The sequence below is a fragment of the Terriglobia bacterium genome, assembly GCA_020073085.1.
GTDB lineage: Bacteria > Acidobacteriota > Terriglobia > JAIQFV01 > JAIQFV01 > JAIQFV01.
The window spans coordinates 1-23,767 of the sequence record JAIQFV010000013.1; the positions used below are offsets into that span (position 1 = coordinate 1).

The following is a 23,767-nucleotide window of genomic DNA, read 5'->3' on the forward strand; positions in this document are numbered from 1 at the left end:
TCACCCGTCCCGCTTTGTTATAATCCGTCATGGCCAATCTCCTCTCTCTGGGCTTTTAAGCCCGGGTTGATTTTTTTCCTTGGAGACCATTGTACCGGTACTCCGCGGAGATTGGCCTTCTCATCCTATCTACACTCTGGCGGTCCTCCGGACCTAATTCGATTCATGTTCTCATTCTGACCCCGCCCTCGCCCCGCAAAAAAAAGAGCGCGGGGCTTCAGGTGGGGCTACATTCTGGCGGTCCTCCGGACCTAATTCGATTCATGTTCTCATTCTGACCCCGCCCTCGCCCCGCAAAAAGAAAAAGCTCGGGGCTCAGACGGGGCTTCTACATTCAAAGCCCTACGGGCCTAATCTGACCCATCGCCTCGCCCAGGGCTAGCGCGGCTACCTGCAGGTTTGGGTTCAGGTTCACAGCGCTCTGTCCCCCACAAAAAAAGCGGGTCCTGACTCGCCGTGGCGAATCAGGACCCGATTAGAATCAGATTTCGAGCTGCGAACTAGAAGTCGTAACGCAACGCGAACTGCATTTCACGCGGAGCGCTGGCGGAAGCCGTGATCGCCCCGAAAGAGCTCGACGTGATGTTAAGGTTGGGATTAGCAAAGACGTTGTGGTTAAACAGGTTGTAAGACTCCCAACGGAATTGGAGCGTGTGTTTCTCTGACCACGGCATCTTCCATTTCTTCAAAACGGACAGATCCACATTCCAGAACCCGGTACTCCGGAGCGTGTTTCTGTTCCCGATCTGAAGAGCGTTCGGAAACGCCAGGCCTGCCAGGGTCGCCGTGGGATCGGCGAAGAACTGGATGGTAGATCCCGCGTTGTGAACGTTGGGAGCACCTGTCGCAATACTGATATTCGAGACCGCCGGGCTGTTGAAACTGAAGCCTACAGGGAACGAGCCCGTCGTAGTGCTCATGGGCAGACCACTTCGCCAGGTGTAAATTCCACCGACTTCCCAGCCGCCGACGATGGCGTTGAGCCATCCAGGCATTCCACCACCCAGACGCTGTCCTTTGCCAATTGGCAGGTCATAGATCCAGTTGGCATTGATGAGGTGTCTGATATCGAAGTCGGAATTGGCACGGCAAACGCGGAGGTTCCGAAGGTCGCAGATCAGACCGCCGGTGATCGTGTTCGCCACACTGGAATTGTTGTCAATGGCGTGAGACAGGGTGTAATTCAAATCGAACTGCAGGTTGTTCGAATAACGCTTTCGAAGACTGACCAGCATGCCATTGTAGCTCGAGGAGCCTAAGTTGGTGAGGTAAATGTTATCCGAGAACTGACTGCTCATGCCGACGTTGGGGTTAAGGAATCCGCTGCCGTACAAAGCCTGCAGCACATCGGACACGTCGCCCCGCCGGACGAGAGTCGAAAGGCCAAGCGCTCGAATCACGCGTGTGCAGGAGATCCCAAACTGAGAGACGCAGGAACCGCCCACCGCCGCGCTGATCTGATTCTCAAACCACGGCTGTGCGGTCGTGTTGGCGGACGACACCCCGGCCTGAATCTGAGCCTGAAGCGCATTGAACGCCTGACTCAAAAACTGTCCGGAGCCAGGGTCTTTGAAATCCAAAGCCTGGGCTGCATCGGCTTGAGTGAACAGCTTGCGGGATTGCCGGCCGACATAAGAGACATCGACCAGGAAGTTGCCGGGCAATTCGCGCTCCATCCCAAAGCTGTACTGGATGGAGTACGGGGTCCGGAAATTCTGATCGAAGGCGTAGTTAAATGCACCCACCTGGTTCCCAAACGGGAAACCTGAGCTATCGACAAAGGGTGTAAAGGGCCGGGTGATGACCGGTGCCACATTCGCGATCGGCAGACTGCTGATGCTCGTGAAGCGCGGGTCATTGGCCAGAGCGCTGGCGGGAGAGCCGCCTCCAAAATTGGTGGTGGCGGTGTTGTCGAACAGATAGGACACTTGGTCCTGAATGAACGTGAGGGCGCCTGCGACACGATCATAAACCACGGTGCCGCCCCCGCGGAGAACCGTCTTGCGGTCCCCGAAGAGCTTCCCGAGCAACCCATCCTTGAAAGAGGGATTGTAAGCAAAGCTCAGGCGAGGCCCGAAGTTATTCAGATCCGGTTCATAGTATCCCCGGGTGTTGTTGGCCTTGCCGGCGAGATCGTACCGCAAGAACGGTTCTGCGGCCGCTCCGTCCGTTCCGGTCAACGCATTCAACTGGCGTATGTTGAAGATGCTGCGATAATCCACATCCTGGGTGGCCTGGAATCCATTGGCCTCGTAAGGCGCGCCGTAATAGGCCCAGCGGACACCGTACACCAGGGACAGATCACTGCGCATCTTCCAGGTATCCTGGAAATAAAACTCGTACTCGTTGTACCGGAAGTCGCGCTTCTTTCCGGTGCCCGGGGCAAAAGCTTGTCCGGAGACGGAATAGTTGAAGTTCGTTTGGATCTGTGCGTACCGTCCCAGGATGAAAGCAAACATACTGTCCCAGTTGCCCGGGGCAACTCCATTGGCATCGTTCAGAATGTTGGTAGGTCGGAGGGTTTCATCCAGTGCGTTCGTCAACCCACCCAGGCCAACCGTGGGGAAATTGAAATCGTTGACCAGGCCTGACCTCGAGCGGATGGGTTTAAAGGATCCGCCGAACTGCAGGTTGTGAGTACCATGGAGCCATGAAAAATCGTCTTTGATCGTAGGCACGGGAACAAAGCGATCCTGGTCGCTGATATCCGCGAATGGAGCTGTCAGCCCACCGCCGAATGTGAACAGATTCGGGAAGGAAGGCTTGAATAACGTCGGAAAGACCAGACCCGAGCGACTGACCCCAAAGGTGGCTTGATTGACCATGCTCGGGTTCAATGTCCAGGTATGACCGATGGCGTAGGTGTAGTCTTGAACCTGGATCTGGGCTGTCTCCGGATCACCTGGGAATTGTGCCGCCACACTGTTCACTGTGTCGGTTTGAATGCGCCGGGCAACCGTAAATCGACCGAAGACCTTTTGATTGGAAGTGGGGACCCAGTCGACGCGGGTCGTGTAGGTGTTGTCCCCCCGCTTGCTGGGGGCATTAAATCGGAACAATCCGGTGTTGATCCCGTCGCCTCCCGACAGGTCGTTGGCGCGCGGATAGCGGCTATTCACGAAACTCAGCAATGCCGCGTCGGCGCCAGGACTGCCGGCCTTGGGGTCGAGAGCCGCAACCTGAGCCGGAGAGAGGATGGTAATACAACCGGGGTTCCGGTCGAGGCGGCTGGTACTCAGACACCCTGCCGTGTTGTTGACGTAAGCCATCCCGCCGCTGCGAACAAAATCCAGCGGAACGGTTCTTGCGTAGGCGACGCCCTGGGCGTCACGGCGTCCTTCGTAATCGAAGAAGAAGAACAGCTTATCTTTGATGATAGGGCCGCCGATGCTTCCACCAAACTGATTGCGGGTCAGGGCAGGTCGGGCAACCCCGGACTTATTGTTAAAGAAGCTATTCGCGGCCGTGAGCGAGGTGCGATTGAATTCGCGAAGCGAACCATGAAAATTGTTGGTGCCGCTCTTGGTGACCAACTCGATCTGACCACCACTGCTGCGTCCCAGGTTCGCGCCCGGGTTTGTCGAAGTGGTACGAAACTCCTGAATGGAGTCGATGGGTGCATTTCCCGTCGTGGCGAATGCCTGGCCGGTCGCCTGGTCATTGGCATCGATTCCGTCGACCGTGATATTGCCCTGGTCGGCGCGGGAACCGGTCACGGAACCTACTCGGTTGCTCGAACCCGTCCCTACGTTGTTACCGACCACGCCGGGCTGCAAACTCATCAGAGCAGCGGGCGAGCTCCTGATTTGAATGGGAAGATCGACCATTCGACGAGTGTCAATGACGTTCCCCAGACTGGCGTCGGTGGTGTTCAGGGTTGCTCCAACCTCTGCTTTAACTTCGATGGTGCTCGAAATTGATCCCACCTGCAACGTCGCATTCCGGGTTTCGGTCACGCCTACGCCCAGGGAGACGTCATTCATGACAAGAGTCTGGAACCCTTCCAGGGTGAATGTCATGGTGTAACCCAATCCCGGCTTCTGTTGCACAAATAGATATTCACCGCGTTCGTTCGTCTTGGTGGTCTGTACAATGCCGGTCTTGGTGTCGGTGAGCTTGACCTCAACTCCTGGCATCATAGCGCCACTACTGTCAGTGACCAACCCGGTCACTGCACTCTGCTGACCACTCATGACAACGGGTAAAAACAGCAGAATTAAGAACACTGCAAGTAAAACCCTTGCATTTCTCATTGATCCCTCCTAATGAATTAGTAAGTTACTTGGTGTATAGAAAGACTCTCGACGCGCGACATTGACGTCCGGACACAAGAAAGTGAACGATCGTTTTTCATATCACGTTGGGGAGTCGGATTCACGATGATAAATCAGCGGACTGTTAAGCTTTCGGGAAACTCTCGATGGGAAAATTGAGCCTACGGAGAACCGAATCCCGTAGCCTGACTCTCTCCTGCCCGTACTACCGTTGCATTGTTACTGAAAACTCGGCGAACCCACCATCGGTTAAGATGGACGCCTCCTCAGGCGTATATTCAAAGTGCAATCAACTGTCCAAAGACGGGACTCGGCTATATCATTGTCAGAATATGTAGTTATCACACTGAATACAAAGAACATAATGGGATGACCCTTGGGGGTTGATTCAACGTCTCTCTACGGAAGAAAAATCCACTTTTACTGTTTTTCATAGTATGGTCATCTGTTTTTCCATAGATTGTCCTCCATGATCCCGCGAACGGAGTCTGCCTGTTGCATGCTTGCTGCAACGAGAATCTTGAATGTTCGGGTGGGTCAAGAGTTCCGAGTCCAAAGTCCCAAGTCCAAGGTCCAAAGTCTAAAAAACAGTTCAAGGTTCAAAGTCAAAAACCCCAAATTGAACATTAAATAGGGTTCTCACCTTTCGTCCGACTTCTGATGTCTGACTTCCGACTTCTGAACTCTAACTTCGGACTTCCGACGTCCGGCCTCCGAGTTCATCCGGGGGCGCACATCTGTGCGCCCCTCCGGGAGAATTCCGGCCTCTGGCTTCTGGCTTCCGTTCATTTCCTCTGACAACTGACCACTGGCAACTGTTTCTTGAAACTTCCCTCGACAACCTGCCGTAGAGATACTAAAATCTCGCGGTTCTTCGTCAAGGACCGCAAATCCGGATAACGAATCGAGTGGGTGGGGAGCCTTCGGATGAGTTCCAATCACACATTGGCCGTGGAAAATGTTTCAAAGCGGTTTGACAATTTTACTGCCGTGGATTCGTTGTCGCTGCATGTTCCCGAAGGGACCATGTACGGCTTGCTGGGTCCTAATGGCGCCGGCAAGACCACCACGCTGCGGATGATCATGAATATCACCATCCCGGACAGCGGGCGCGTTACGATTCTCGGTCGGCCCATGTCGGAAGGCCTCAAGGAACATATCGGATATCTTCCCGAGGAGCGGGGCCTCTACCCGAAAATGAAGGTGGGGGAGACCCTGCTGTTTTTTGGTGAAATCAAAGGAATGACGAGCGCCAACGCCCGCGCCCAGATGGATTTGTGGTTGGGGCGGATGGACCTGTTGTCGTGGAAGGAAAAGAAGGTCAACGAACTCTCCAAAGGGATGCAGCAGAAGATCCAATTCATCGCCACCATCATGAACGATCCGGAACTGATTATCCTGGATGAACCCTTTGCCGGCCTTGATCCGGTCAATGCCGACTTGCTGAAAGACGTCATGCTGGAGTTGAAGAAACGCGGACGCACCATCATCTTCTCGACCCACCGGATGGAGCAAGTCGAGAAGCTGTGCGATGATATCTGTCTCATAAACAAGTCAAAGAAGGTGCTCGACGGAAGTCTCCGGGAAATCAAGCGCGGATACGGCAAGAACACAGTCATTGTGGCGTACGATGGCGACGACAGCTTCATGCACGACGAGCGGTTTGTGCAGGGATCAAATAACTACGGAAAGTATGCCGAGCTGAAACTCAAGCCGGGCGCCAGTCCCCAGGAGCTGCTGCGGTCCATGGTGGAGAAGACCACCATCACGCGGTTCGAGGTGGCTGAACCTTCGTTGAACGAGATCTTTAAGGAAGTAGTGGGCCAGAGCGTCGAAGAATTGAATGCCGAGGACCAGAGCAAACGTCGGGGGATGCTTGCGACGACGGTCCGGTAGGTTTCAGGTGCCGGGTGTCGGGTGTCAGAGAGAGGAAGCCAGAAGCAAGAAGCCGGAGGCCAGAGATTCAAAGTCCGATGACAATTCAAGGCTCCAAGTTCAAGGGTCAAAGTTTTAAGTTCCACCTCTTCCGGGTCTGACTTCCGGCTTCTGGTCTCTGGCTTCTGACGTCTGACTTCCGTTCCCCGACACCTGACACCTTCTCACAAAAGGAAACTCATGAAGAAAATCTTCTACATCGTCAAGCGAGAGTACATCACCCGCGTCCGCACCCGGTTGTTTCTGGTGGGGACCATCCTCACGCCGCTGATTTTCGTTGGAATCATTTTCGCTTCCTTCAAGTTTGCCACCATGCGGTCTTCGGATCAAAAGACCCTGGCGTTGGTGGACGAGTCCGGACGTGTCACCCAGCTCTTCACCAAATCGTTTCAAGACAAACTGGCCGATGGACGGCCGGCCTACGTCTTTGAGAACGTTCCCATCGATCAACCCATTGCAGACATCCAGGCCAGGTTGTCGAAGGAAGTCCTTGCCAAGAAACTGGATGGCTACCTCCTGTTCAGCCGCGATGTTCTTGAAGACGGAAAAGCGGAATTTCATGCGCGCAACGTCAGCGATCTGGGGGAGCGGTCCGTTTACACATCGACTCTCAGCAATGTGATCACGGGAATCCGCCTGCGCGATCAGGGGGTGGATCCCGAAAAAATTGAGAGTCTCACACGCCGTGCGAAGATCACCCTCTTGAAGGTGAGTGAGGCCGGGGATCGCGAGGACCGTGGGCAGTCGTTCATGGTCACCTATGTGCTGGTCATGATTCTGTACACCACCATCCTGGTATACGGGATCACGGTGATGCGGAGTGTCATTGAAGAGAAGACTTCCCGCGTGGTGGAAGTCATGCTCTCCGCGGTGAGTCCCTCGGAGCTGATGGCCGGAAAGATCATTGGCGTGAGCCTGGTGGCGATGACTCAGTACCTCATCTGGGCAGCCTCCGCGGCGCTCGTTTCAGTTTATGGCCTGGCCTTCATTTCGACACTGGCCCCCAACGCGGTCAGCTATATCCCCAAAATACCCCTCTCCGTGCTGGCATTTTTCGTGATGTACTTTATTCTCGGATTCGTCCTTTTTGCCGCGCTTTATGCCGCCATCGGCGCCATGGTGAACAACGACCAGGAAGCACAACAAGTCCAGATGCCCATCACCGTGCTGGTGGTCATTCCCATTTTGATGATGGGCCTGGTGATGCGCTCTCCGGACAGCTCCGCGGCGGTGAGTCTCTCGCTTGTTCCCTTCTTTACGCCGATTCTCATGTTCATGCGGATCACCGTGCAGATGCCCCCGGTCCTGCAAATCCTCGCCTCCATTGCCATCATGCTGGTCAGCATTGTATTTTTCATCTGGTTGTCAGCCAAGATCTATCGCGTGGGGATTTTGATGTATGGCAAACGGCCAACACTGCCGGAGTTGGTTCGATGGTTGAGGTATAGTTAGAACGAATCCGGACTCCGCAATCACTTGGTGCTTCCCAACACGCTCAGTCGCCGGCGGGCGGCTGCGGAGGCGGGTTCTACGTCCGTTGAATCCACGATGCACTGTTCGCAGTTGGTCTGTGCCGCCTTTTCATAGGTGGTCTTGGATTTTTCCTTCAATCCCAGCGTCTCTTCGCACTGGCCCGTCAAATACAGGACGGTCGCCTCGGTGATGCGGCCAGTGGAGTGGCTGGGGAATCCCCCGGCGACGATCCGGGAGAGAACGTTCAGGGCTTCGGCGTAATGGTCGCCCCTCATCAGCGCCGCGGCGAGATTGAGGCGGATCAGGTTGTCGAGCGCCGAGGGCTTCTTGTCATCCAGGGCGTCCCGGAGGCGCGCGATGAATTGCTCTGAAAAGACATTATTCCCAGCCGGCGATATCGACCACAACACAGGCTCCTTCGTCGTGGCCAGGGCAGCGGTCCTCTGACTTCCATCCACGGTTCGAATTTCCATGGAGAATCGGGTTCCCAGAGGAGCTTGTGCAATCGCCAACTGAAGTTGTTTCGTTTCCATCTTCGACCCATTCACAGACCGAATCATATCTCCTATCCGAATTCCCGCTTGCTCTGCAGGCGATGCCGGCCACACCCGGACCACCACCAGGGGAGCGGTCGGAAGGTTGGTATCGATGGTTCTCAGCCCGATGTCCGGCTGGAACACAGCATCTTCGGCATGGGGCGGCTCGTTCAGCTGCTTGAGTGCGGCCACCACCTCGTCGCTTGAGGAACTTCGCAACCGCACGACATTCAGGCGGTTCGATTCGATGGAGAGTAACACCCAGGTGGTTTGATCCCCCGCCTCCGGGAACCCAAGCAGCAGCAATGAGGCTCCAAAGTTCCGCGCCATCTGTTGCAGGGCTCCGGGTATCGGCTGCTGGACCTGACCCAAAGGATCCAGCGCATGAAAGGCATCTTGCAGCGTTTCCACCGTCAGATTGAGACGCTGGAGTTCCCGGTCCCTCTCCGGCAACTTCACGGGGATTACAAAGAAGCGATCCAGAGATGCCTTGAGGCGATCACCTATTTCCGCGAGATGGGTGGCCGCCACATCGCCTGCCGGCGCGCGGTCAACGACCACAACGGCGAGGGTCGGTTTCAGCCGCGCCTCAATGGAAAGCGTCCCGTCCCGGACAATTTCAACAGGAGCTTCATAGCCTTCATCCGCCGTTCGGACCACGAGCACGCGTTTACCGGCGCACACCATCTGTTTCAAAGGGGTCGGTCCCAAGCTAGTTCCCCCCAGGAGAACCGAGGCCGGCGAGGGGATGGACGTCACCGTCAGGGTTCCCTGATTGGTTTGGAGACTGATGAATGAAAGGGTGCGGTCGATCCACAGCGGGGTCTGTTCGTTCAGCTTTCGCAGCGAGTCGAGCGGAATTTCGAATCGGCGGGTCTCGGGGAGGAAACATTCCTTCTTGAAGCCGATTTCGCGTGATGTGCTGACATCGAAATTGGGAAGGACGACGGCCGAGGTGCGGGCAGGGTCCCACGCGGAGGTTGTGACCTGTTGCTGTGCAAATTGCGCGAGGGGTGGCGCCAGGGCTCGCATAACCTCGCGAAGGGGGCGCGAAGTGTCGAGTCGTTTGTCGCCGCCCCAGATTTCTACGGAGGGCTGGTCAAAGAACAGGACCAGGGGGAGACTCAGCCGCAGGAGCTGGACGTCGGTCCAGGAGAGGGTCTGTTTGGCGGCGAGGTCAAACTCACGGCGTTCGGGCGCAAAATCCGGCTTCTCGATCAAAACGTTATAATGTCCGGGGAAGATCCTCCACCGCTGGGCGATCGGTTGGAGGACGCCCACCTCCTGTTGATTGATCGAAATTCGCGCTCCCTGCGGTTGCCCTTGTACCTCAATGGCCCCCATTTCATTTTGCTGGATGTCCTCCAGAGTCTGGTTCTCCAGCGGCGTCAGTGTCTCCGCGGCAAAATTGGGGTTGAGCTGCAGCAATTTTCGAAAATCATCGGCGGCAGCCTCGTTTTTCAAAACGCGCAAATTTCCACGTGCCTCCAGGAGCAGCGCCTCTTCGTACACCTTCCGCTCTTCCGCCGACAGGGATTGCTGGGCGGCGATCGCCTCATCCAGCTGCTTGATCAAGGCCGCCACCTGATCCATGGCGCTTTTGAAGTTGGAATCAAACTCTGACTTGGCCTGATCCAGAGTTTTTTGGAGCGAAGCGACATCCGGTCGGGTCAGCGCGGCGACGGGGGCTTGCTGGGCCTCAATCGACGCCGGAAGGAGGAGCAGTGCCATCGCCAGGAATATCGATGTCCAATGAATCGGTCGGTGCATAGGGTTCAAAAGATTTTGAGAATCCGCGCGCTCTTGTGCGCCACGAGGAACATCTCGCCCGTTGCGGAGACGGCAAAGGTGCGAACGGATCTGAATTCGGGGCCCGGGTTCAGATCGCCCCAGGCAATCCGGGTGAGGGGCACCAGCTCAATCTTCTGGTCCGCGCCCGCACGAATTGCAAAAACCGTAATGGCCCGGTCTTCCCCGTCCAGCAGGAACAGCTGGTTGAAGGGATCGATGTAGAAGTCAGTAATGGTGGACACCCGGAGACCGCCGGAGTCCGGCGCGACGAGGCCGCGCGTCTCGCCGGTGGGACTGATGACGAGGATCCGGCTCTGCTTCGAGTCCAGAAGATACACGTTTCCATAAAAATCAAATTCGATGGCACGCACATTCTTGGCAACCAGGGAGGTCGCCGTGGTCTCTCCCGTCTTGCGTTCGAGCGAGTATCGGAGAACGCCCGGGAGATCGGATGCCGTGGCCCATAGCTCACCGGACGCCGAGAGTCCGAGGGCCGTGATGTTCTTCAGGCTGCCTTCCGATTTCCTTTGGGGATTGGGAAGGTTGAATGATTGAGGTTTTCCCAGTTCGCGGATCAGTTCCCCATCGGCAACGAACGTTTCCCCCGTCACTCCGATCCCCGCCCGCGCCATCGCCTGCGGAGCATTGAACGGAATACTCTCGATGAGGTCCCCATTCAGGCTGAAACGGTAAACCCGCTTGCGGTGTTTGTCGAAAACCACCAACTGCCCGGAAGAATTCACAAGGGCGGACCGGGGATCTTCAAACACCTCAGGCAAGCCGGTCGCCAGAGATTTTGCAAGAAAGGGGGCAGGATCCGGCGCTGCGGAGGGGAGTGCGCCGATTCGAGTGCGTTCCCACCGGTAATAAGTGCTCATCTGCTGAAGCGCCACGGCGGCTTCAGGACTCGAGCCGAAAAGGGTTCGGACCTGCTGATACTCCAAGAGGGCCTGCTCCGGTCTTCCCGTACAGGCGATGAGGTGAGCGAGGTGGAGCTGGGCCTCCGGCGCCTTTGGATTGTTGGGCCATCGCTTGACGAGCTCTCGATAACCGTCCATTGCCCGATTGAAGTGCCGCGCTTCTTCCGCGGCGCGAGCTTCCTCGAATATCTTTGCCGCATCGCCCCGGGGCGCCTCCGCGAATTCATGATAAGGAACCAGGACCCCTCCTTCGAGCAAAAGCGCAAGAAGAAGCGATGACCCCCAAGCCCTCCGCAAGCCTGATTTGCCGGGTTTCGAACCACTACACCGCCGTCGCTGCCGTTCAGCGATTACGTGAGTTGGAAGGATCTCTTCGATTGGGTTGTCAGGAATCAGGGTTTGCCTCGATGGATGAAGAACCCGAGGTCAATTCAGGGATTGCACCTGAACTTCTTCGGCCTGTGGGTTTCCTCGAATCAACAAGATGGAGCGAGCCTTCACAGCAATCGACTTGGTGATCTTGACCCCTTCATACGTCCCGCTCGACCAGCTGAACACAATCCGATGATTTCCCGCCGCGATCTTTGGAATCTGGGCGGGGTACGGGGGTGACAAGACGACATCATCGATGGCAATGGAGCAATTCTGGTAAGCGTTGTTCGACACCTCGACCGTTGCACTCGCGAGTTCAGGCACGGCGATCTCAAGGTTCTGATTCGCACTGAAGTTACTCTTTTCCAGCGCCTGGTTCAAGAAGAGGGTGCGATTGACCAGGCGGAGCGAGTGTGTCCCTTCGGCTAGCCTGAAGCCATGCTGGGCCGGTGTGATGTGGGTGAGGCGAGTGCGCCCGTCGTACAAATCAAACTCGTACGCCCCACCCGCGAATTTGAAGGTCAACGTCGCTGCGGACGGGGCAGGTCCGGAGGGCGTCGAGGAAACCTGTTCGCCCGACCCCTTCGGTGCTTCCGGAGGTTCCGGTGCGCCAGGTTTTCGCAGCCCCTCCGGCCGCGTGGCTGCCTTGTCCGGAGGCGGGGCTTCCACGGAGGGTGGCGTTGTTCTAAAAAAGCGGGGAAGCATCGAGTAACCCACCGCGACCAGGATTCCGAGGGGAACCAGCACGATCAGCCACCCTGCTTTTGATCGCGCCTTCCCTTTATGGGTTGGAAGGCGGTGTGCTTCCTCTACTTCCGCGGGGATCCGTTTCAGAGGGGCTTCGACCACGGAGGCCTCTTCAGAAACAGGAGAAGCGATGGTCAAGCCCAACTCCTGCGCCCTGGAGAGCTCCGGGACCGACTCGACGCGTGTCTCGGCAGCGGCCATGGAGGCGATCACCGTCTCAGGCGGCGTGGGATTTTCGCGATAAAGGATTCCTTTTTCGATGAGCCCAAGAATGAGCCGACCGGTCTCACAACGGTCCAGTCCGGAGTTCTCAATGACACGAAGAATCGAAGTGCGTCCATCGATAAGAGGAAGGAGTTTCGACTCCCGGGGCTCCAGGTTCGCCAGTCTTTCCTCGGGAACGATCTGCACCCGCAGAACGGCATCCAGGGGAGCCAGGTGCGATGAAATCGTCTGCCATTCATCCTTCACCCGGGGGCCCGACGTCCGGGGCACGGTCACGGGAGTTCCCACGGCCGCCCGGTGTACGGAGGTGGTTGCTCCTCCGAAGAGGCCGGCGCGCAACTGATTTAAAGTCTGCAGCAATTCTGCGGCTGTTTGAAATCGCTCCGTGGGGTTCTTTCTCAAAAGGCGGTCGACGGTCTGAGACAGGGGAGCAGGAACGTCGGGGCGCAAATCGGTCACCGCGCGGTGTTGTTCATAGACATGCTTGAATCCGATGGTGTATGCGTTTTCTCCGGTAAACGGCAACTCTCCGGTGAGGAGTTCGTACAGGATAATCCCGAGCGAGTAAAGATCGCTGCGGGCATCTGCATTTTCCCCGCGCACCTGTTCGGGGCTCATGTAGGCCGGCGTCCCCATCGTGACTCCGGCTACGGTCAGTTTGGTGGTATTTTCAAGCATCCGGGCGATGCCGAAATCCATGACGATGACCGTCCCGAATTCATCGATCATGATGTTGGAGGGCTTGATGTCGCGGTGGATGATGCCCAGGCGATGCGAATAATCGAGGGCGCGGCCAATCTGAAACACAATTTCAACCGAGTCCGCCAGGCTGAGAGGTTTCTCCCGGGAGAGGCGGGAGCGCAGGTCCTCGCCGGAAACGTACCGCATCACAAAATAAGTCAGATCTTCGGCCTCGCCGAAGTCATACACCGGAATGATATTCGGATGTGACAGCTTTGCGGAGGCCTCGGCCTCCCGCTTGAAACGGGCCACCATTTCATGGTCGCGCGCGAACGATTCCAGTAACACCTTGACCGCCACGCGGCTGCGCAAGACACGATGCACGCCCAGGTACACATCCGCCATTCCCCCGGTCCCGATCTTCTGTGTGATGTCGTATTTGCTCCCCAGGGCGTGCTTGAGCTTCCCGAGGCGCGGATCATCTGGGAGAGTCGTGTTGGAGGTCATGGCCAATGAGCGTGCGCGTTCAAAATTTCACGTGCGGGGATTAAGCCTCTACCCGAGCGTGCCTTATCGTACCACATTCCGGTGTCCGTTCGTATGGGGACTTACCGGGGGTGAAGCTGCAGCCACATCTGCACTTGCTCGGCCTTGGCTTCGTCTTTGGTCAGTTCGAGAAATTTACGGAAATAGGCCGTCGCCTGGGCATTGTCTTTCTTCTCATCCGCGTAAAGGGCGCCGAGATTGTAGTAGGGTTGGGGCAAGGCAGGACTGGCCTGAATGATGGCCTGGTATTGCTGGATGGCTTCGTCGATGTGTTTGGTTTGTTGTTGCAGAATTGCAAGTTTAAATCGTGCTGAAACCATTTTGGGATTCAGGGCGATCGCTTTCTGAAAGCTCGCGATGGCCTCGTTCTCCTGGCCGATCTGAGCGAGGATTTCTCCCCGCTCAAAATAAGCTTCGGTGAACTCCGGGCTCAGACTGACAACCTTGCCGAAACTTTCCAGGGCTTCCGCCTGTCTTTGGAGTTTCACCAGCGCCAGCCCTTGCAAATACAGGGCTCCGATGAGGGTCGGATTCAACCCCAGAGCCGCCTGGGAGTCGGTCAAAAGCTGTTCCGGCTCGTCGAGATGCGTGATGGCGATGATCAAATGGGTCTCGGCGTCGGCCGGATTGATCTGGTCCGCTCTCTTCAAGGCCCTGTCCGAATCCTTCGTCCTGCCGTTGAGGTAATATGCCAGGGCCAGCGCGCGCTGAACAGGGACGAGGTCACGGCTCAGTTTGGCTGCCTGTTCAGCCAGGTCCATTGCCGCCTGTGCCTCCCCGGTCTCTGTCAGAAAAGAGTGGGCTCGCGCCAGCACGACGCGCCAGCCCAGTGCTTCGGCTTGACCCGCGAAAAACGGGGCAAAGGTACGGTCGGCACTGAGGGCCCTCTGGAAGAGTTGCACCGCCCTTCCCGCGCTCGCAAATGAGAATTTCAAATATTCCGCCCGTGCCTGTTGATAGAGCGATCCCGTACTTTCCCCCGGGGGTGGAACAGAGGTTGTCGGAGGGGGTGGAACCACAGGAGCGGTGGGACGTGGAGTCGAAGGAGTGGGTCGTGGGTGTACTGCCCCGGCCGCTACCGGAGGGGCGGCCGCCGCAGCCGCAGGCATGGGAGTGGGCGCGGCGGGGGCTGAAGCGAGGGTGTCGTAGAAATAAAAATTCTCCATCATCCACGAAAGCAGCGGCTCAACAGCAGCGGAAGATGACTTCAACGCCGTGGTGCGCAAACGAAATAGATCTTTCCCATGGATGATGATGACTTCCCGGGCGGCTTGTGGTCCGACTTCCGAGGTGTAGTCATACCGGATCTCGACCGCCTTGGATTTGTGAAAAGTGATGAAGTCTGCCGAGTGGACCTGTGCGGAAGGGAAGTCCTTCTTCAGGACATCGTTCTCCACGTCGATGAAATCGTGTCCCATTTCATCGAGGGTGAGGGGGAAGTCGAGCGCGGTATGGAGGACCACAAAGCTGCTGCCCGCCCGATTGGTGATCTGGGCCAGGACATTTGCCGACGCGGCGGAGACCTCCCATCCCTGCGCGGGATACCAAAAGCGGAAATGGAACTCCGTCCCCGTGAATGGCAAATAGACCGGGGCGGCCACGTGTGGAGGTGTCCTCCCCTTTTTCTGGGGTTCCGGTCCGCTCCCGAGCAGCAGCAGGCCGGTGCCTGCCCACGCCAATAGGACAGTGAAGGACAGCACCAGGAGGCCAAGAGAATAGGGAACAGCCTGTTTGCGGCTCATCGTTGAAAATCGGCGACGGTATTCTGAAGGACTTCTTCGAGGCTGGTCACGCCGGAGGCCACCTTTTGCAGCCCGTTTTCGCGGAGGGTTTTCATCCCGAACTTGCGGGCCGTCGCCCGGATCTCGTGCGCCGGCTTCTGGGCGATAATGAGTTCTTCGATCGGTTCGATGATTTCGAGTGCCTCGAAGATGCCGGTGCGGCCGCGATAGCCGGTCTGGTCGCATTCCGCACATCCTGCGGGATCAAAAACCTGGGCTCCATCCAATACGCCCGGATACTGAGCCGAGATTTCCTTCAGGTTCACCCCTTTCGGGTCGGCAACTTTCTTGCACTTGGAGCACAGTCTTCTCAACAGGCGCTGGGCCAGCACAAGCCGAAGCGAGGAAGCGATTAAAAAAGGCTCGAGGCCCATGTTCAGGAGGCGCAGGACGGTGGACGGCGCGTCGTTGGTATGGAGGGTCGAAAGAACGAGATGCCCGGTCAGGGCCGCCTTCATGGCAATGTCGGCCGTTTCGGCGTCGCGAATTTCGCCCACCATGATAATGTCCGGGTCCTGGCGCAGAAAACTTCGCAGGCTGGCGGCGAAGGTCAGTCCCTTCTCTTCTTCACATTGGACCTGCACCACGCCGGGGATCCGGGACTCCACGGGATCTTCAGCGGTCAGGATGCAGTCGGCATCATCGTTCAGCTTGTCGAGCAGCGCATACAGCGTGGAGCTTTTCCCGCTGCCGGTCGGGCCCGTGACCAGGATCAGGCCGTTAGGCATTTCCGAGACACGGGTCACAACGCTGAGGGTGCTCGGATCAAACCCCAGGTCCGAAAGCAGCTTGCGCCCTTTGGAACGGTCCAGAACGCGTAGCACGATCTTTTCTCCCAACAACGAGGGCAAGTCCGAGAACCGGAAGTCCACCTGCTTTCCCCAGATCATGTCATATCCGATCCGGGCATCGACCGGGATGGAGGCGGATTCAATCGGGATTCCTGCCATGGCCTTGAGGCGCGCCACGACCGGAAGCTTCAGATTCTCGGGCATCACCCACTTGGTCTTAATGACTCCATCGATCCGCGTGCGGATCCGGAACTTGTCCTCGGTGGGTTCAAAATGGAGATCGCTGGCATTGGCGAGCACCAGGCGATTCAAGATCTGGTTGACCAGCTTGACGATGGAGGGATCGCGGATCGCGGCCTGGAGTCCGGCGGGATCCTTCCTCATCTTGTCGCGGTTCCGGTTGGCATAAGCAATGGCGGGTTCCAGGAATTTCTCAAAGGGCGCCTGAAAGTCCCGGTCAAAGGCGGCCTGGGCGGCGGCCTTGGCCTGTTCCGGATTGTTCAGGTAAGTGGGCGGGCCCGTCAGGTACTTCTTGTAATGCTGTTCAAGAGCGGCCACGATGCCCATTTCGTGGCACACAAGCGGCTTGATCAGGCATCCCGAAAGCCCTTCCAGCCATTGGATCACTTCCGTGTCCGTGGGATTGAGCATGCAGACATGGATCACATTCATTTCCGATTGGATGGGGAAGACGAGCAGCCGGGTGACCACGTCCGGTGGGAGGAGCTGGCTGACCATTTCCACGTAGTCCGGATAGACGGTCATCAGGGAGGGATCGACACAGGTGGTCCCGGTGATTTCCTCAAGCAACGGTTTAAGGAGGTCGGCAGCAAGAAGCTTCATTTCGACGAGGGCGCGTCCGAAGGTGATGGGGCGCGTCTTCTGGAATTCCCGCGCCCGAAGGGCCACCGGCTCGGAGATCCGCCCATAGCTGACCAGCAGCTCGGCAAGCTTATTTTCCAATTCTTCGTTTGTCACAGTCGATGTCCTGCAAGACCGGGGTTGAGACCGGAGGGCGGGCCGTCCCGGGCGGCGTGGTTACTTCACTTTGTCTTTGAGCTGGGAAATCTTGTCGGCCGCCTTTTTATGGTACTCCTCATTCGGGTCAGGCAGCAGATTCAAAGTCCGCTGGTATAGATCCATGGCCTCCTTGTAACGGCCCAGTCCTTCGTTGATGTATCCGCGCCGGAATGCTTCTTGAGCCTCGGCACGCAACTTGCTTCGCGCCTGCAATAAGAACTGCTGGGTGGGTTGATGGTCCGGATAAATGGCGAGGGCTTGACTGAGCTTGCTGGCGGCCTCCACCAATTGCCCGGCATTGAACAGGCGGACTCCCTCGTCGTAGAGAGGCTTCACTTTTGCCTCGAGCTGCGACTGGATCTGGCCCCGAAGGTTGGCGGCCTGAGGGTAGCTCGGATTCAAGGAGAGAACAGAATTGATGTCCTGGTAGGCTTTTGCCAGCGCACCGCTCGCGGCCGCGCTCTTCGCTTGTTCGAAGAGAGCCCGGGTGCGCGTTTCACGGGATTTCGCGGCCTGCTCAAAGTTGGCAAGGCTCTCCCGTCCTTTTTTGGCATCGGCGTTCATCGGATCCAACTGCAGGGCCGCATCATAGGCCTCGAACGCGCTCTTATAATCGCGTTTCTTCGAATCTGCTTGCGCGGAGGCGACCAGGGTATCGACCAGCGCCTTCTTGACGTTCGGGTTTTCCGGATCGAGGGTTCGGGCGTCTTCGAGAAGGGACTTGGCGGCTGCAAAATCCCCCCGCTTGGACGCGGCGGCGGAATCGGTGAGCAGCGTCTGGATCTTGCTGGCGCGCTCAGCGGCTTCCTGTTGGGCCTTCTCACGCGCCGCGGCCAGCTCCCGCAACTTGTCCTGGGCTTTGGACTGCAATTCCAGGGCCTCTCGATTCCTGGGGTCCAGGTCCGGCGTCAGCACAGCATTGGCCTTATCGAGGGCGCTCTGATAATCCCCGCCGGCGAAAAACTGCTTTCCCTCGAGCAGAAGCTTCTGGATGGTCTGTTGGTTCTCAGTGCTGATTTCCTTAGAACTCGGCCCCTCTGTTTTTGGCGGTCCCGAGAGAACTGCCATCAGGATAATCACGATGACAACAGCCAGTAGGCCTCCAAACCAGACGATCCTGGGAACCCGGCTGAACAGGCTTTTTTGTCTGGTTGCGGCGCCCATGGCTGGAGCCTGGGGGTAACCAGACGAGGGTGGTGGGCCCATCCCCGCCTGCGGGGCCGCCGACACCATGACCGGTTGTGGGGGAATGTACTCGCCGGTTTCGCTGTAGGCAAATCGCGCCGGGCCAATTTGAATTTCATCACGATGTTTAAGGACCTGGGATTCGACCCGGAGGCCGTTGACGAAGACGCCGTTTCGGCTTGCCGTGTCCACGATCGTGTGCTGGTTGTTCTGGTAGACGATCTTGGCGTGATTCTTGGAGACCAGATCGTCGTTAATGGGAACCTCCAGCCCGGCGGAGCGGCCAAATCGCAATTCGGGTCGATTTAAAGAGAACTCCGGCTGGGCCACCGGGCCGTCGAGTACGAAAAGCTTCGCCCAGGTGTAGGCGGAGGGAGGAGCGATTTCGACAGAGGGGGCTTCGACCAGGCCGGAGAAAATACCCATCACAAACGCGGTCCCCGGAACCAACTCCAGCTCAGAAACCCGTGTTCCCGCCGACCAGATTCCATTCTGGCTTCCCAGATCCTTAATCACGAAACGGTCCCCCTGGCGTTCAATCCGGGCATGGTGACGGGAGATGGAGCCATCTTTCAAAGCGACGTCGTTGTCGTCCAGGCGGCCAATCCGGATCACGTCTTTGTCCAGCGTGACACGCTGTTCGAGGACACCGCCGCGGTTGATCGTCAGAAATGGCATTAAAGAAACTCCTCTTTGCTCAAAGGAAGGTCAGGCGATCCGGTAGGGTTCCGGAATCCTGCGAGAGAGGTAACGGTGGATCCCGCTCGCAGACCCGACCACTTGGGCATCCGGGGATGCACACAGGGCATATTATTCTATCACAACGGCCCTTAGCCGGATTCCGAAGTTGAACCCCCGCTTCAGCCGTCAAACCTCGACCCGTGATCCAGGATATAGAATGCCGCGGGGTTCTCTACTTCGGAATTCAGGATTAGCGCTTCAGGCGGGCCTGTGCCTGCTGGATGCCTCGCTGGCTCTCCACGTATCGAGAATCAGTGGGATCGGCCAGTGCCAGGACCAGATTCCATTCATCGACCGCTTCGTCGAAACGCAGATAATCATAAGCCTGCTTGGCATTTTTGAAATGAAGGTTGATGGCATCATTAATCCGTTGTTTCAAGTCTTCCAAATGTGCTCGTGCCCGCGAATTGATCGGGTCCATCGCCAGGACCTGTTCATAGCGTTGTCTGGCGTCCCTCAATTTTCCGGCGGACTCCAGAGCCGCTGCGTCATCCATCATCCGGCCCACCGCTTGCGGTCCTGTGGCCCCGGGAGTGGTCACATCGGACGGAGTGGCGCTTCCCGTTGTGGGGAGAGAGCTTGAGGCCGGCGGGGGTTCAGCCGGAATGGAGGGGGAAGCAGAGGGCGGCGGGGCAGCCGTCACCGGCGCTGTGGCCTTAGGGGCTGTCTCCTGCTTGGCTCCAGGCGGTTGGCTCGGACCCTGAGTCATCTTGGCGACCACGACCACCAGGACCAGGAGAACCACAAACACTCCTCCCAGGATGATGATGGGCTTGGGCTTTTTTTGGGTCGGCTGCGATACCACCACCGCCGCGGGGGGGCGGTAGGGAGTGCCCATCGGCGGTCCACCCAGGGGCGGCCCCGCCATCGGCGGGGCCTGCATTGGCATAGGAGGTGCTTGTGCCATGGGGGATGGCGCCGGAGCCCACTGCGGGGGAGCCGCGGCTGCCTGAACCACTTGAAACATGAATCGCTGTTGTGCAAACCGGATTTCGCTCCCGGATTGCAACTGCACCTCACGAACCTCCTGCCCGTTCACAAAAGTCTTATTGGCACTCCCCAAATCAACCAGGACGTACTGGCCATTTTGAAAGTGGAGTTTGGCATGGAATCGAGAGACTGTGCCATCATTGATCGGGATCATATTTGTGGCATCCCGGCCGATCGTGGTGACAGCGGCAAAGATGGGAAATCTCATTTCGGAGCCGTCTTCCTTCATCCAGATGAGAATGGCGTTTCCACTCAGGGATGAAACTGCCTGCGTTTCACCATAATCCAGGGGCATCTGATCAAACCTCCCTTAGGATTCAATTCCGTTGATGCTCAGCAGCGGTTCATCCGCACTCACCTCCTGCTGAGCTTGATGGAAATCTGATCGCTTCCCCCGGCCTTGGTGGCCTCAAGCACAAACGGGGCACCCAGCGAAGGGACCGAAGAGAAGTCAAATTCCTGTGTGACTTGCGGCTGGGCGGCGAGGGCATTGATAAGGTCCAAGATGGCTTCAAGGAGCGGCTGCTCGCGCACGGCTTCGATGACATGTTTTCCCACGAGCTCGTTGACACGCATCCCCAGCCATTTCGACGCATATCCTTTGACCTGCATGATGGTAAAGTTGCCATCCACAACCAATTCCCCGACTTCCGAAGGGCCCGGGAGAGCGGGCGCCACCGGGGCGACGGAGACGGCCGGAGCAGGTGCCGTCGAGAGGGGCGTCGCCGGAATCCCGGGAGACGGAGGGAATGCGCCGGGACTTGGCGGAGGAGCAGTGTAAGGGGTCTGAACTGGTTGTTCCGGGCGCGGAGCAGCCATTTCAGGCGGCAGACTTGTTCGCTCGATCAATCGATTGATGCTCTGTGCCAGCGCGTTAATTTCGGCAAAACCCACCAGGCTATCGACACGATCGACATCACCTCGAATGGCAGATTCCGTCTCATCGCGCAGTCTCTGGAGCGGCTGGACGGTCATATTCGTGGCGCTCCACACCAGGGCGGCCCCGCCGATAGCCGCCAGAAAAACCACCAGCATAATCACCACCGTAATGTTGCCCCCGCTCTGCGAAAGGCCGGCGGGCGTGTAGGTGGTCCAGGCATATCCGATGATTTGTGCGTTCTCATTCTTGATGGGAAGGACAAGGTTATAGTCTCCCGATGCCGTGACGCCCTCCTCCATCAACCTGATTTGCGCAGTATTCTTGTCGATTCCCTCGATCCGGGTAACGACCTCGCCTGCCCTCGCGGCGGGGCTCAGCACCAGCCCGCCCGGATCAAGGATGGCGGACTGCCTGACCCCCTCCTCTCGCGAGATGAAGTCAGTATCCAATTGAAGCCGCTGATTGTTGGCGACGGGAAAATAATTCCTCGCGGCCAGCGAGTTTGTCAGGGCCAGGCCCCGTTCCAGCGAAGTCCGAACGACCGCTTTTTCCTGAATCCTCAGGAGGGGCAACAGGATGACCAGCAAAAGAAACACGAGCATCAGGGTCAGGAGCAGCGTGAATTTCGCTCGCCAGGCCATCCGGGGAAACCGGATCCGGGAGACCAGCTTCTTCTGGACTTGCTCCATCATCGGAGCGAGGAGCGCCTCTTCGGATGCAGGAGGGGCTTGAGGCGTCAGAACGGTCGTTCCCGAATATCCCGCCTGGAGATAAACGGTTCGGTCTCGCTCGCCTGTCGGGGGAACACTCAGAATCTGGGTGCCGCGGTCGACAGGCTGGGAGAGCGCAGGCAGCCGCGCGGTGGAATCAGTCCTCAAGGGCGCCGAAGGGGGCGGAGGCGCCGCCCTGCTGACCTCTTGCATTTTTTTTGCGTCCAGGAAGACCGTTTTGGATTCGCCGGGAGCAATAGAGGGCAATCGAGAAGTCGATTCAGCATTCGGAGATACTTCAGCGGCCGGAGGAACGGGTCTCTGGCTGATTTCCTGCATTTTCTGCGCGTCCAAAAAAACCGTTTTTGGCTCCGAAGGCTCAGCGGCTGCGGGGGAAGTCTCAGGCACGGGAACTGAAGAGGAAGGTGGAACAGGTGGGGGAGGCATCGGTTCCACTTCAGGCGCGGGGGGCTGAGCGGAGTCGAAGGATGGAGCGGGTTGCGACCCTTCCGGCTGTGGCGTCGAAGAGGTCACGGTCCGCGTGTCGCGGGATCGGCCCGACGGAGCCGTCGGGGGAGGAACCTCCTCCGTCGATTCGTCTTCGCCCTTCGCCTGGAGAAAGGTAATCCTCACATGGCCGATCTGAAACGTATCGCCATGGCTCAACCATGCCTCGGTGATCTGACGGCCATTCAGAAATGTTCCGTTGCGGCTTCCCAGGTCACACAGTCTGACGCCCTGCGCAGAAACGTCGAGTCTCGCATGTCGCCGAGAGAGCTTGAGGTCCAGGAGCTGGATATCGCAACCTGTTTCACGCCCGAGAACCGTGCTCGGAGACAGGAGTTCGATGGTCTGTTCTCGGGTCGCTTCGATTATGACGATTCTGGGTGGCATGCCAGCAAGTCTCCCCGTTGTGTTCCGGTTCTCTGAATGGTGCCGGGAGGCAATTCAATCACCCCCCTGGCCTTCCATCCCCCCCAGAACATCCGGAACGGCGCAGCCGCAGGAAAAAGGCTCATCACGTGCAAAGTTCCATCGACAAAGACCACATCGATCTTCATCTTCATAAAAAAAGTATGGATGGCGCCACATCGGGGAATGAACAAGCCACGCCCGGCCTCGAGTTCCTTGATGTTGAGCAATCCTTTCATTCGCGATGCATGGGATTGGGCCAGCCACGCCCGGTCGGCGAGCTGATGACCCGTCCGCGTGTTGACGATCCGGAGAGTCTCCGCCTCACTTCGGTCCATAAATCATCTTGAGGATCAGCGGGCCGATGAGAATGAGAAACACCGCAGGCATGATGAAGATAATCATGGGGAATATGATCTTGCTGGCAGCTTCGGCCCCCATTTTCTCCGCACGCGAGAACCTTTCGGCGCGCATACGTTCAGCCTGTGCCCGGAGCACCGGTCCAATAGAAGCGCCGAGCTGATCCGCCTGGATCAGGACGGAGGTAAACGAGGTTACCTCCACCATGGCACATCGCTGTTCCAAAGCGCGGAGTCCGTTGGCGCGCGTCGTCCCCAGACGGATGTCCTGCAGGAGCGTCCGAAGCTCCTCCTGCAAAGGCCCGGACGGCCCCTTATCCACGACCCGCTGGATGCCGCCTGTAAAATCCAGGCCGGCCTCGACCGTCAGAGTCAACAGATCCACCGACAGGGGCATGGCCCTGAGAATCTTCGTCTGCCGGTCCTTGATCATGGATCCGAGCCACAGGTCCGCGAAATAGAATCCCATCACCGCCGCCAGGACCACGCCCAGAGGCCTCTTAAAGGTATCGACGGCAAGCGCCAATAACAACGGGATGGCCACAGTGAAAAACACCTTGGCAGCGAGAAAGTGGTCCACCGTCATCTGGTCGGTGACCCCTGCCTGAACCAGCTTTTTCTGGACACCCTGGCGGTACTCTACCAACTTGTAGCGCCGCATGGATCCCGCATAAATATTCCAAATGGGGAAAAGCAGTCTCAGCACGGGCGACTTAATCTTTTTGCGGTCGATGGTCTCCACGAGGCGGTCGCGAACGAGGCGAGCCTCCACGTCAGGGTATAACTCGGAAACCAGCAAGTAGGCGGCAATCACGCTCATCGCCAGTATCACAAGCTTCCACAGGTTCCACACTAACTGTGCGTCCATGGTGATCCCCGGGCCGGCCTCATTGACGAA

The 23,767-nt window shown here is 57.7% G+C and carries 13 protein-coding genes; 2 read left to right on the forward strand and 11 right to left on the reverse strand.

Going from position 1 to position 23,767, the window contains the following annotated elements:
• Positions 1-500 precede the first annotated feature (500 nt).
• Positions 501-4,253 (reverse strand): carboxypeptidase-like regulatory domain-containing protein, encoded by a 3,753-nt coding sequence (locus LAO21_14080; GenBank protein ID MBZ5553847.1) that lies wholly within the window; start codon positions 4,251-4,253, stop codon positions 501-503.
• 948 nt (positions 4,254-5,201) lie between these two features.
• Here LAO21_14080 and LAO21_14085 point away from each other — a divergent pair.
• Positions 5,202-6,170 (forward strand): ATP-binding cassette domain-containing protein, encoded by a 969-nt coding sequence (locus LAO21_14085; protein MBZ5553848.1) that lies wholly within the window; start codon positions 5,202-5,204, stop codon positions 6,168-6,170.
• Between the two features lie 219 nt (positions 6,171-6,389).
• Positions 6,390-7,661: an ABC transporter permease gene (locus LAO21_14090; GenBank protein ID MBZ5553849.1), complete on the forward strand. Its 1,272-nt coding sequence runs from the start codon at positions 6,390-6,392 to the stop codon at positions 7,659-7,661.
• A gap of 20 nt (positions 7,662-7,681) precedes the next feature.
• Here the strand turns inward: LAO21_14090 and LAO21_14095 are convergent, their stop codons facing one another.
• From LAO21_14095 to LAO21_14140, 10 genes are all read right to left on the reverse strand, one after another.
• On the reverse strand, positions 7,682-9,988 hold the full coding sequence (locus tag LAO21_14095; protein ID MBZ5553850.1) for a PEGA domain-containing protein: 2,307 nt from the start codon (positions 9,986-9,988) through the stop codon (positions 7,682-7,684).
• Between the two features lie 5 nt (positions 9,989-9,993).
• On the reverse strand, positions 9,994-11,226 hold the full coding sequence (locus tag LAO21_14100) for a hypothetical protein (protein ID MBZ5553851.1): 1,233 nt from the start codon (positions 11,224-11,226) through the stop codon (positions 9,994-9,996).
• A gap of 129 nt (positions 11,227-11,355) precedes the next feature.
• Entirely contained in the window at positions 11,356-13,461 is a 2,106-nt protein-coding gene (locus LAO21_14105) for a protein kinase (GenBank protein MBZ5553852.1), read from the reverse strand.
• Positions 13,462-13,562: 101 nt separating this feature from the next.
• Positions 13,563-15,242, reverse strand: coding sequence for a tetratricopeptide repeat protein (locus LAO21_14110; GenBank protein ID MBZ5553853.1), 1,680 nt, complete (start codon positions 15,240-15,242; stop codon positions 13,563-13,565).
• A complete protein-coding gene (gene tadA, locus LAO21_14115; protein MBZ5553854.1) occupies positions 15,239-17,050 on the reverse strand; it encodes a Flp pilus assembly complex ATPase component TadA in 1,812 nt (603 codons plus the stop codon). Before tadA ends, LAO21_14110 begins: the two co-directional genes overlap by 4 nt.
• 60 nt (positions 17,051-17,110) lie before the next feature.
• Positions 17,111-18,955 (reverse strand): FHA domain-containing protein, encoded by a 1,845-nt coding sequence (locus LAO21_14120; protein ID MBZ5553855.1) that lies wholly within the window; start codon positions 18,953-18,955, stop codon positions 17,111-17,113.
• Between the two features lie 253 nt (positions 18,956-19,208).
• Positions 19,209-20,303, reverse strand: a complete 1,095-nt coding sequence (locus LAO21_14125; protein MBZ5553856.1) for an FHA domain-containing protein — start codon at positions 20,301-20,303, stop codon at positions 19,209-19,211.
• Between the two features lie 59 nt (positions 20,304-20,362).
• Positions 20,363-22,492, reverse strand: coding sequence for an FHA domain-containing protein (locus LAO21_14130; GenBank protein MBZ5553857.1), 2,130 nt, complete (start codon positions 22,490-22,492; stop codon positions 20,363-20,365).
• A complete protein-coding gene (locus LAO21_14135) occupies positions 22,471-22,848 on the reverse strand; it encodes a DUF192 domain-containing protein (GenBank protein ID MBZ5553858.1) in 378 nt (125 codons plus the stop codon). The genes LAO21_14130 and LAO21_14135 overlap by 22 nt, the downstream gene beginning before the upstream one ends.
• The gene (locus LAO21_14140) at positions 22,835-23,737 is read right to left on the reverse strand and encodes a type II secretion system F family protein (protein MBZ5553859.1); all 903 of its coding nucleotides are present in this window, start codon (positions 23,735-23,737) and stop codon (positions 22,835-22,837) included. Before LAO21_14140 ends, LAO21_14135 begins: the two co-directional genes overlap by 14 nt.
• Positions 23,738-23,767 lie beyond the last annotated feature (30 nt).

Excerpts from the sequence above, each read along its gene's own strand:
- LAO21_14090 (MBZ5553849.1), top strand. The coding sequence starts at position 6,390 with ATGAAGAAAATCTTCTACATCGTCAAGCGAGAGTACATCACCCGCGTC.
- LAO21_14080 (MBZ5553847.1), bottom strand. The coding sequence starts at position 4,253 with ATGAGAAATGCAAGGGTTTTACTTGCAGTGTTCTTAATTCTGCTGTTT.
- LAO21_14120 (MBZ5553855.1), bottom strand. The coding sequence starts at position 18,955 with ATGCCATTTCTGACGATCAACCGCGGCGGTGTCCTCGAACAGCGTGTC.
- LAO21_14085 (MBZ5553848.1), top strand. The coding sequence starts at position 5,202 with ATGAGTTCCAATCACACATTGGCCGTGGAAAATGTTTCAAAGCGGTTT.
- LAO21_14130 (MBZ5553857.1), bottom strand. The coding sequence starts at position 22,492 with ATGCCACCCAGAATCGTCATAATCGAAGCGACCCGAGAACAGACCATC.
- LAO21_14140 (MBZ5553859.1), bottom strand. The coding sequence starts at position 23,737 with ATGGACGCACAGTTAGTGTGGAACCTGTGGAAGCTTGTGATACTGGCG.
- LAO21_14135 (MBZ5553858.1), bottom strand. The coding sequence starts at position 22,848 with ATGGACCGAAGTGAGGCGGAGACTCTCCGGATCGTCAACACGCGGACG.
- LAO21_14105 (MBZ5553852.1), bottom strand. The coding sequence starts at position 13,461 with ATGACCTCCAACACGACTCTCCCAGATGATCCGCGCCTCGGGAAGCTC.
- LAO21_14125 (MBZ5553856.1), bottom strand. The coding sequence starts at position 20,303 with ATGCCCCTGGATTATGGTGAAACGCAGGCAGTTTCATCCCTGAGTGGA.
- LAO21_14110 (MBZ5553853.1), bottom strand. The coding sequence starts at position 15,242 with ATGAGCCGCAAACAGGCTGTTCCCTATTCTCTTGGCCTCCTGGTGCTG.
- LAO21_14095 (MBZ5553850.1), bottom strand. The coding sequence starts at position 9,988 with ATGCACCGACCGATTCATTGGACATCGATATTCCTGGCGATGGCACTG.